At 70.9% G+C, this 9150-nt stretch carries 5 protein-coding genes and 1 pseudogene; 1 reads left to right on the forward strand and 5 read right to left on the reverse strand.

All coding sequences use genetic code 11. The features are described 5' to 3' along the window. Positions 1-160: 160 nt before the first annotated feature. From VTU_RS0116675 to lysA, 4 genes are all read right to left on the reverse strand, one after another. Positions 161-3016, reverse strand: coding sequence for a nitrate reductase (locus VTU_RS0116675; RefSeq protein WP_010106249.1), 2856 nt, complete (start codon positions 3014-3016; stop codon positions 161-163). A 1-nt stretch (position 3017) separates the two neighbouring features. Further along, positions 3018-3419: a nitrite reductase small subunit NirD gene (gene nirD, locus VTU_RS0116680; RefSeq protein ID WP_010106251.1), complete on the reverse strand. Its 402-nt coding sequence runs from the start codon at positions 3417-3419 to the stop codon at positions 3018-3020. Further along, positions 3416-5908, reverse strand: coding sequence for a nitrite reductase large subunit NirB (nirB, locus tag VTU_RS0116685; RefSeq protein ID WP_010106253.1), 2493 nt, complete (start codon positions 5906-5908; stop codon positions 3416-3418). The genes nirD and nirB overlap by 4 nt, the downstream gene beginning before the upstream one ends. A gap of 216 nt (positions 5909-6124) precedes the next feature. Beyond that, positions 6125-7372, reverse strand: coding sequence for a diaminopimelate decarboxylase (gene lysA, locus VTU_RS0116690; RefSeq protein ID WP_010106255.1), 1248 nt, complete (start codon positions 7370-7372; stop codon positions 6125-6127). A gap of 108 nt (positions 7373-7480) precedes the next feature. Between lysA and VTU_RS27765 the strand changes: the two are divergent. Further along, positions 7481-8447: pseudogene (locus tag VTU_RS27765) on the forward strand (LysR family transcriptional regulator). A 27-nt stretch (positions 8448-8474) separates the two neighbouring features. Here VTU_RS27765 and coaD read toward each other — a convergent pair. Further along, a complete protein-coding gene (coaD, locus tag VTU_RS0116700) occupies positions 8475-8978 on the reverse strand; it encodes a pantetheine-phosphate adenylyltransferase (RefSeq protein ID WP_010106259.1) in 504 nt (167 codons plus the stop codon). Positions 8979-9150: the final 172 nt, after the last annotated feature.

The raw sequence follows: 9150 nt of genomic DNA on the forward strand, positions 1-9150 counted from the left end.
AGCACCTGGCCGAACAGGTCGGCGGCCTGCGCGCGCGTGAGCGGCTTGGCGCCGCGCGCGCCGCGGCCGATTTCCTTGATGTACTGGCTGATTCCCATGGGACGCCGTTCGATGCTGTGTGGGGGGCGCTTATTCTCCGGCAAGCCGGATGCTTGCGCTTCTATGGGGCGGCCTGCGCCAGCGGCCCGGTGGCGCGCAGCATGCGCCGGATCTCCGGCAGGCAGGAGCCGCACTGGGTCCCGCAGCGCAGGCTGGCCTGCAGCTGCGCCAGCCGCTCGGCCTCGCTGCCGTGGGAATGCGCGAGCGCCTGCCCGATCGCGGCGTCGGTCACGTTCAGGCAGATGCACACGGGTTTGCCGCGTGCGGGCAGCGCCACGGGAGGCTGCGCCCCGGGCGCGAGCAGCAGCTGGCCCGGGGTCTGCACGGGCAGTTCCTCTTGCAGCAGGGTCCGGAGCCAGCCTTCGGCGCGGGTGTCGCCCGCGAGCACGATGCCTTCGAGCGTGCTCGCGTCGCCCTGGCGCAGCAGGCGCGCGGCGCGGCGCTGGCCGCGCCGGCTGTCGGCGTAGCGCAGGGTGTCTGCGCCGGCCAGGCCGAGCAGGGCTTCGATGCGCTCGATGAGCGCGTCCGGCGGCGCGGCGTGCGCAGCGGCGCGCAGCAGCACGCCGCTGCGTTCGGGCTCCGCGGCCTCGGGCAGCGCGTGCGCGCCGAGCGGGCCAAACGGCACGCAGCTGGCAAACGGAAATTCGGCGAGCAGCGCGGACAGGGACGCGCGCGCGGTCTGCGCGCCGTCGGCGGGCAGCCAGGCCATGGCCAGCAGCGTCCAGGGCAGTTCGGCCCGCACGAGCTGCACGGCGGCATGCTTGAGTTCGGGTTGCTTCGACGTGGGGCACAGGGCCGCTGTGCACAGCGCGTTCACTCCCGCGAGCGGCTCGCCGCCGGGCGCGCGGCCGCTCAGAAATTCGCTGCCCCAGTGCATGGCGATGAAGACCTGCGCCAGGCCGAGCGTGGCGTCGGCCTGCACGGGCAGCACGATGGCGCCGCGCCGGCTGCTCAGCTGCACCAGGTCGCCGTCTCGCAGCCGCTGCCGCGCCATGTCCTGCGGGTGCATTTGCACGCAGGGCTCGGCCGCATGGCCGAACAGGCGGCCCAGGGTTGCAGTGCGCGTCATGCCATGCCACTGGTCGCGCAGGCGCCCGGTGTTCAGGCTCCAGGGGTAGTGCGCGTCGCGCTGCTCGGCCGTGGGTTGCCAGGGATGCGCGGCAAAGCGCGCGCGGCCGTCGGCGGTGGCGAACACGGCGTCCTCGTACAACCGCGCCTTCCCCGTGGTCGCGCCTGCGGGATAGGGCCATTGCTGCGGGCCGGCGCTCTCGAGCAGCGCCCAGGACAGGCCGCTGATGTCCAGATCGCGGCCGCGGGTGCTTTCGCGGTGCTCGTTCCACACGCTCTGCGCGCCCAGGTCGGCGTCCGCGGTGTCGTAGGGGAACAGGCTGCGCTGGCCCGGGCGCAGCAGGGCCTCGAGCCGGTGCGCAAACTGCACGGCGATGGCCCAGTCGTGGCGCGCCTGCCCCGGCGCGGGGACGGCGGCGCGCACGCGCGAGATGCGGCGTTCGCTGTTCGTCACGGTGCCGGTCTTCTCGCCCCAGGTGCTCGCGGGCAGCAGCAGGTCGGCGTACTGCGCGGTGGCAGAGGTGGCAAAGGCCTCTTGCAGCAGCACGAACTCGGCGCGTTGCAGCGCGCGGCGCACCGTGGCCTGGTCGGGCATGCTTTGCGCGGGGTTGGTGCAGGCGATCCACAGCGCTTTGATTTCGCCGTCGGCCGCGGCCTGGAACATTTCCACGGCGCTCCTGCCCGGCTGCGCGGGAACCGAGGGCAGGCCCCAGAGCGCGGCGACTTCGGCGCGGTGCTGCGGGTTCGCGAGGTCGCGGTGCGCGCCGAGCAGATTCGCCAGCGCGCCGACCTCGCGCCCGCCCATGGCGTTCGGCTGGCCGGTGAGGCTGAACGGGCCCGCGCCGGGCCGGCCGATTTGCGCGCAGGCCAGGTGCAGGTTGATGAGCGTGGCGTTCTTCGCCGTTCCGCTGCGGCTCTGGTTCAGGCCCTGGCAGTACAGGCTGAGCGTCGCGCCGCGGCGCTGCGGGTCGCCGCTGGCGCCCGTGGCAAACCACTGCGCGGCGCGGACCAGGTCGTCCTGCGCGATGCCGCATACCTGCGCCACGCGCTCGGGTGTGCAGTCGCGCACCAGGGCCTTGAGCGCGGCAAAGCCCGTGGTGTGCGCGGCGATGAACGCGGCGTCGATCCAGCCCTCCCACAGCATCAGGTGCAGCATGCCGTTGAACAGCATCACGTCGCTGCCCGGTTGCAGCGGCAGGAACAGGTCGGCCATGGCGGCGGTGTCGGTGCGGCGCGGGTCGGCAACGATGAGCTTCAGGCCGGGGTTCGCCGCGCGTGCGTCTTCGATGCGCCGAAACAGCACCGGGTGCGCCCAGGCGGTGTTGCTGCCCACGATGAACAGGCATTGCGCGTGGCGCAGGTCGTCGTAGCAGGCGGGCGGCGCGTCGGCCCCCAGCGTGGCCTTGTAGCCGGCCACGGCGCTGCTCATGCACAGGCGCGAGTTGCTGTCGATGTTGTTCGTTCCGATCAGGCCGCGGGCGAGTTTGTTGAAGACGTAGTAGTCCTCGGTGAGCAATTGGCCGCTGACGTAGAAGCCCACGGCGTCCGGACCCTGGCGCCCGATGGTGTCCGCGAAGCGCTGCGCGGCCAAGTCCAGGGCCGCGTCCCAGGACAGCGCCTGCGGCGTGTCCCCGCGGCGCGCGCGGTGCAGCGGTTGCAGCAAACGGGTCTGCAGGGTGACGGAGCGGCTGGCCGTGCGGTGCAGCGTCGCACCCTTGGTGCACAAGCGGCCGAAGTTCGCCGGGTGCGCCGGGTCGCCGCGCACGCCGGTGATCTGCGCCCCCTCGCTCTCGATGATCACGCCGCAGCCTACGCCGCAGTAGGGGCAGGTGGACGCGGTCTCCTGCATGTCATGCCGCAGCTGTGGACCGCGCGGGACCGGCCCGCGGCCGGGTGAATTCGGTCGCCAGGTTCGCCAGCTCGTGCGCGTCGAGGTAGACCGCGCCGTCCTCCACCTTCACCGCGAACTTCGGCGTGCAGCCCTTGTCGGGCGCCGCGGCCTGCCCGTCGCACAGGCCGATGCTCCAGTTGTGCAGGGGGCAGGCGACCTGCGTGCCGAACACGATTCCCTGGCTCAGGGGCCCGCCCTTGTGCGGGCAATGGTCGAGCAGCGCAAAAACGCCTTCGGCGTCGGTGCGAAAGAGCGCCACGTCCAGCCCCCGGGCGCGCGCCACGCGGCGCGCGCCGAGCACGGGGATGTCGTGCACGCGGCAGACGAGCTGCCATGCGGCAGCGGGAGGGTGGGTGCTCATGCGCAGGGTCCTTGGGGTGCTGCGGGCTCGCCCAACGGGGTGAACTGGCGCAGGTCCAGCGCGGCCTTTTCGGGCTCGAACCAGGGGTCGGGCTCGTCGGCCAGCGCAAACTGCAGTTCCTGCCACAGCGCCTTGCGGCCTGCGGGGTCTTGCAGGATGCGCTTTTTCACGTAGTCCAGGCCCACGCGGCGCACGTAGTGCACGCTGCGCTCCAGGTACCAGCCCTCCTGGCGGTAGAGCTCACAAAAGGCCCCGGTGTACTCGAGCACCTCCTCGGCGGTCTGGAGCTTGGTGAGGAACTGCGCGACCTCGGTCTTGATTCCGCCGTTGCCGGCGACGTACATCTCCCAGCCCGATTCGACGCCGATGATTCCCACGTCCTTGATCCCGGCCTCGGCGCAGTTGCGCGGGCAGCCGGAGACGGCGAACTTGACCTTGTGCGGGGCGTACATGCGCCACATGGCGCGCTCCAGGTCCTTGCCCATCCGGGTGCTGTCCTGCGTTCCCATGCGGCACCATTCGCTGCCCACGCAGGTCTTGACCGTGCGCAGGGCCTTGGCGTAGGCGTGGCCGCTGGGCATGCCGATGTCCTTCCAGACATTCACCAGGTCTTCCTTCCTCACGCCCAGCAGGTCGATGCGCTGGCCGCCCGTGACCTTGATCGTGGGGATGCGGTACTTGTCCACCGCGTCGGCGATGCGGCGCAGCTCGTCGGCCGTGGTCTCGCCGCCCCACATGCGCGGGACCACGCTGTAGCTGCCGTCCTTCTGGATGTTGGCGTGGCTGCGCTCGTTGATGGCGCGGCTCTGCGGGTCGTCGCGCGCCTGCTTGGGCCAGGTGCTGATGAGGTAGTAGTTCAGGGCCGGGCGGCAGCTGGCGCAGCCGTTGGGCGTGCGCCACTCCAGAAACTTGAATACGCTGCCCATGCTCAGCAGCCGGTTCGCGCGGATGGCGTCGCGCACCGCCTGGTGGCCGTGCTCGGTGCAGCCGCACAGGGCCTGGGTCGCGGGCGTTGCCGAGTAGTCACCGCCGGCGGTGAACATGATGATCTGCTCGACCAGCCCGGTGCACGAGCCGCAGGATGCGCTGGCCTTGGTGTGCTTGCGCACCGCGTCCAGCGTGAACAGGCCCTGGTCCCGGATGGCCTTGCAGATGCTGCCCTTGGTCACGCCGTTGCAGCCGCAGACCTCGTCGCCGTCCTGCAGCGCGGCGGCCCGGCTCTGGCCCTGGTGGCCGGTGTCGCCGAGCTGCGTTTCGCCGAACATGAGCCGGTCGCGGATTGCGCCCACGCCGCGGCCGTCGCGCAGCAGCTTGAAGTACCAGCTGCCATCGACCGTGTCGCCGTACAGGCAGGCGCCCACGAGCTTCTCGTCCCGGATGACGAGCTTCTTGTACACGCCGCCGCAGGGGTCGCTGAGAACGATTTCCTCGGTTCCGGCTCCGCCCTGGAAGTCGCCCGCAGAGAACAGGTCGATTCCCGTGACCTTGAGCTTGGTCGAGGTCTGCGAGCCCTGGTAGCGGCCGATGCCGAACTCGGCCAGGTGGTTCGCCAGCACCTTCGCCTGCTCGAACAGCGGGGCCACCAGCCCGTAAGCGACGCCGCGGTGCGCGGCGCATTCGCCCACGGCGTAGACGCGCGCGTCGGTGGTGCTCTGCAGCGTGTCGCTGACCACGATACCGCGCTCCACGTGCAGGCGCATCCGCTCGGCGAGCGCCGTTTCGGGGCGGATGCCGACGGCCATCACCACCAGATCGGCGGGCAGCTCGCTGCCGTCCTTGAAGCGCACGGCGCGCACCCGCCCGGCAGGCCCGTCCCCACCGCCGCGTGCGTCGCCGACGAGCGCCTGCGTCTGCGCGCCCATGAGAAAGCGCATGCCGCGCTCCTGCAAGGACTCTTGCAGCATCCTGCCGGCGACGCCGTCGAGCTGGCGCTCCATGAGCCAGTCGCTGGCGTGCACCACGGTGACCTGCATGCCGCGCTTCATCAGGCCGTTGGCCGCCTCCAGCCCGAGCAGGCCGCCGCCGATCACCACCGCCTGCCGGTAGGTCGCTGCCGCGTCCATCATGGCCCGGGTGTCGGCAATGTTGCGGTACGCCAGCACGCCCTCGAGCCCGCTGCCGGGGACGGGCAGCATGAAGGGCCGCGACCCCGTGGCCAGGACGAGGCGCTCGTACCCGGCGCTGATCACCTCGCCCGCGTCGCTGCGCGCGCTCACCACGCGGCGCGCGCGGTCCACCTCGGTCACCGTGCAGCCGGCGTGCAGGCGGATGCCGTGCCCGGCGTACCACGACCAGTCGTTGAGGATGATCTCGTCGATGCTCTGCTCGCCCGCGAGCACCGGCGACAGCAGGATGCGGTTGTAGTTCGGGTGCGGCTCGGCGCCGAACACCGTGATGTCGTACAGATCGGGAGCCACCTTGAGCAGTTCCTCGAGCGTGCGCACACCGGCCATGCCGTTTCCCACGAGCACCAGCTTGGGTTTCTTCATCGGGCCTCCGTCGCTTGTCAATCGCCTGCGCGCTGCGCAAAACAAGAAAGGCGTCCACGCGATGCGGCTTCGGATACCCGATGCCGCATGCGGGGACGCCTTCGTCCATACAGGCCCTTTGTGCGCCGTTGCACTGCCAGGCCCTCGCCCTCGTCGTGCAAGGCCCGTGCCAGATTTTGCGCACCACCATGGGGCGCGCGCACCTTTCTCAGCGCCTCAGAGCCCCCTCTCCAGCGCCAGCAATTCGTCCACCGTCTGGCGGCGGCGGATGGGCCGGACCTGCGCGCCATCGACCAGCACTTCGGCGATCAGGGGGCGCGTGTTGTAGTTCGAGGACATGCTCGCGCCGTAGGCCCCCGTGTCATGGATCACCAGCAGGTCGCCCACCCGGGCCGCGGGCAGCTCGCGCGGCAGCACCACGCCGCCCTCGTCCTGCGTGAACACGTCGCCCGATTCGCACAGCGGGCCCGCGACCACGCTGGGACGCAGGGCGCCAGCGTCCGCGGCGTCGCGGCGCAGCAGGCTCATGGCGTGGTAGCTGCCGTACATCGCGGGCCGCATGAGCTCGTTGAAGCCCGCGTCCACCAGCACGAAATGCTGGCTGCCCGCGTTCTTCGTCGCGCGCACCTCGCAAAGCAGAACGCCCGCCTCGGCCACCAGGTAGCGGCCCGGCTCGATCTCCAGCCCCAGCGCGTGGCCGACGATGGCCTCGGCCTGCCGGCGCGTGGCGTCCCAGAGGCTGTGGTAGTGCTGCGTGTCCAGCACCGGGTCGGCGCTGCGGTAGGGCGTGGACAGGCCACCGCCCGCCGAGATGGCGTGCAGCCCATGCCCGGCCGCATGCACGGTGCGCACCCGCTCCAGCATGGCGCCGCAGACCTGGGCCAGGTGGCCGTAGTCCACGCCCGAGCCGATATGCATGTGCAGGCCCACGAGCTTCAGGCCATGCTGCCCGACGGCGGCCAGCGCGGCGGGCAGCTCGGCATGCCAGATGCCGTGCTTGCTGTGCTCGCCGCCGGTGTTCGTCTTGTTGCTGTGGCCATGGCCAAAGCCGGGATTGATGCGCAGCCACACGCCATGGCCGGGCGCGCGCGCGCCGAGCTGGTGCAGCATGTCGATCGATCCCGCGTTCACGGGGACGCCGTGTTCGAGCACGCAGTCGAGCGTGGCGGCGTCGAACAGGTCGGCGGTGAAAACGATGTCCGCGGGATCGCCCCCGGCCCGAAAGCCTGCCGCCAGCGCGCGCAGGATCTCGCCGCGCGAGACCGCGTCAACCCGCACGCCCTGCGCGCGCATGAGCCCGAGGATGTGGATGTTGGAGCAGGCTTTTTGCGCAAAGCGGATGGTGTCAAAGCACGACAGCTGCGCGATGCGCTGGCGCATCGTGGCCGCGTCGTACACCCACAAGGGGGTGCCGAAGCGGTCGGCCAGGGCACGCAACCGGGCGGGCGGGAAGGGATGGGGCATGGTGGGACTGCGCGGGAAGCTGTCGAGGGCCCGATCATGCCCGCGCCATGGCCCGCAGGCGAATGCCTGTCGTTCGATCGTCCATGCACCACGGATATGCTCCGGGGTATGACGGACGACAACAACAACATCAACACGCACACCCGGGCGCAGCCCCCTGCCGCGCGCATCACCCACCGACATATCGAAGTCTTTCGCGCGCTGATGGTGGCGGGTGGCGCCACGAACGCGGCCGATCTGCTGTACAGCTCGCAGCCCACCGTGAGCCGGGAACTCGCGCGGCTGGAATTTCTGCTCGGTTACGCGCTGTTCGATCGCATACAGGGCCGCCTGCGCCCCACCGCGCGCGCTGACGCTGTGGGACGAGGTGCAGCGCTCCTGGACGGGACTGGAGCGCGTCGTCGAGCACGCGCTCACGCTGAGCCGCCCGAACGCCGTGCAGTTGTCGGTACTCTGCCTGCCCGCGCTGGCGCATGCCCTGCTGCCGGGCGCAGTGGCGCGGCTGCTGCACGAGAGCCCGCATGCGCGCCTGTCGATCACGCCGCAGGAGCCGCCCCTGCTCGAAGAATGGATGAGCGCGCAGCGCTTCGACCTGGGGCTGTCCGAGCACGTCACCGTCCCGCCGGGCACGCGCGCCGAGCGGCTGCTCACGCTCGACGAGGTCGCCGTGCTGCCCGCGCAGCATCCGCTGGCGTGCAAGGCCAGGATCGAACTGGCGGATTTTGCCCACGAGTCCTTCGTCAGTCTGTCCTCCGAAGACCCTTACCGGGGCCTGATCGACGCGCACTTTGCGGCGGCCGGCGTGGTGCGCAGCCTGCGCGTCGAGACGCACAGCGCGGCGGCCGTGTGCGCCATGGTGCAACAGGGTCTGGGCTTGGCCATCGTGAACCCGGTGACGGCGCTGGCCGCCGCCGGCGGGCAGCTCGTGCTGCGCCGCCTCGCGTTCTCGATCCCGTTCAACGTGACCCTCCTGCGGCCCCTGTACCGCCCGTCCCTGCCCGAGGTCGGACCGATGCTCCAGGCCCTGCGCGCGCAAGCGGCGGACATCACCCGGCAGTTGCAGATCCTGACCTGACCGGGCACCGGCCGACGCGCGCGCGCTTCAGACCGGAGGGGCCAGGCGGCTCACCTTCAGCGCCAGCCGGTCCTTCACCGTGGACGATACGAACTTGTGCACCTCGCCGCCGAGCATGGCGATCTCGCGCACAAAGGTGCTGCTGATGAACTGGTACTTGTCTCCGGGGGTGAGGAACACGGTCTCCACCTGGGGCATCAGGCTGCGGTTCATTCCCGCGAGCTGGAACTCGTAGTCGAAGTCGGTGACGGCGCGCAGGCCGCGCACCATGGCCTTGCCGCCGCGCGACACCACGAAGTCGCGCAGCAGGCCCGAGAAGCTCTCCACCTGCACCTGGGGGTAGTGCCTGACTGCGTCGCGGACCATGTCGATGCGCTCGTCCAGGCTGAACAGGGTCTTCTTGTGGTGGCCCGCCGCCACGGCCACGATCACGCGCGCAAACAGCTGGGTGGCCCTGCGCACCACGTCCTCATGGCCCAGCGTGATGGGGTCGAAGGTCCCGGGGTAAACGGCGAGCACGTTCTGGGCCATGGCTGCATGTCTCCTGTCTGGCGCAATGTGGACGCCGCCCCCGGCCCCGGGGGGCGGGCTGCGTGCGCGCATTAATTATGCAGTGCGCCGAAACAGGCACCGGATTTCCCGCCGCGCGTGATCCGCGCAGCGGGTGCGCTCCCGGTATCAGCGGTTGAAGCGCGGACCACCG

It is taken from the genome of Verminephrobacter aporrectodeae subsp. tuberculatae At4 (assembly GCF_000193225.1).
In the GTDB taxonomy this organism is placed as follows: Bacteria; Pseudomonadota; Gammaproteobacteria; order Burkholderiales; family Burkholderiaceae_C; genus Acidovorax; species Acidovorax aporrectodeae.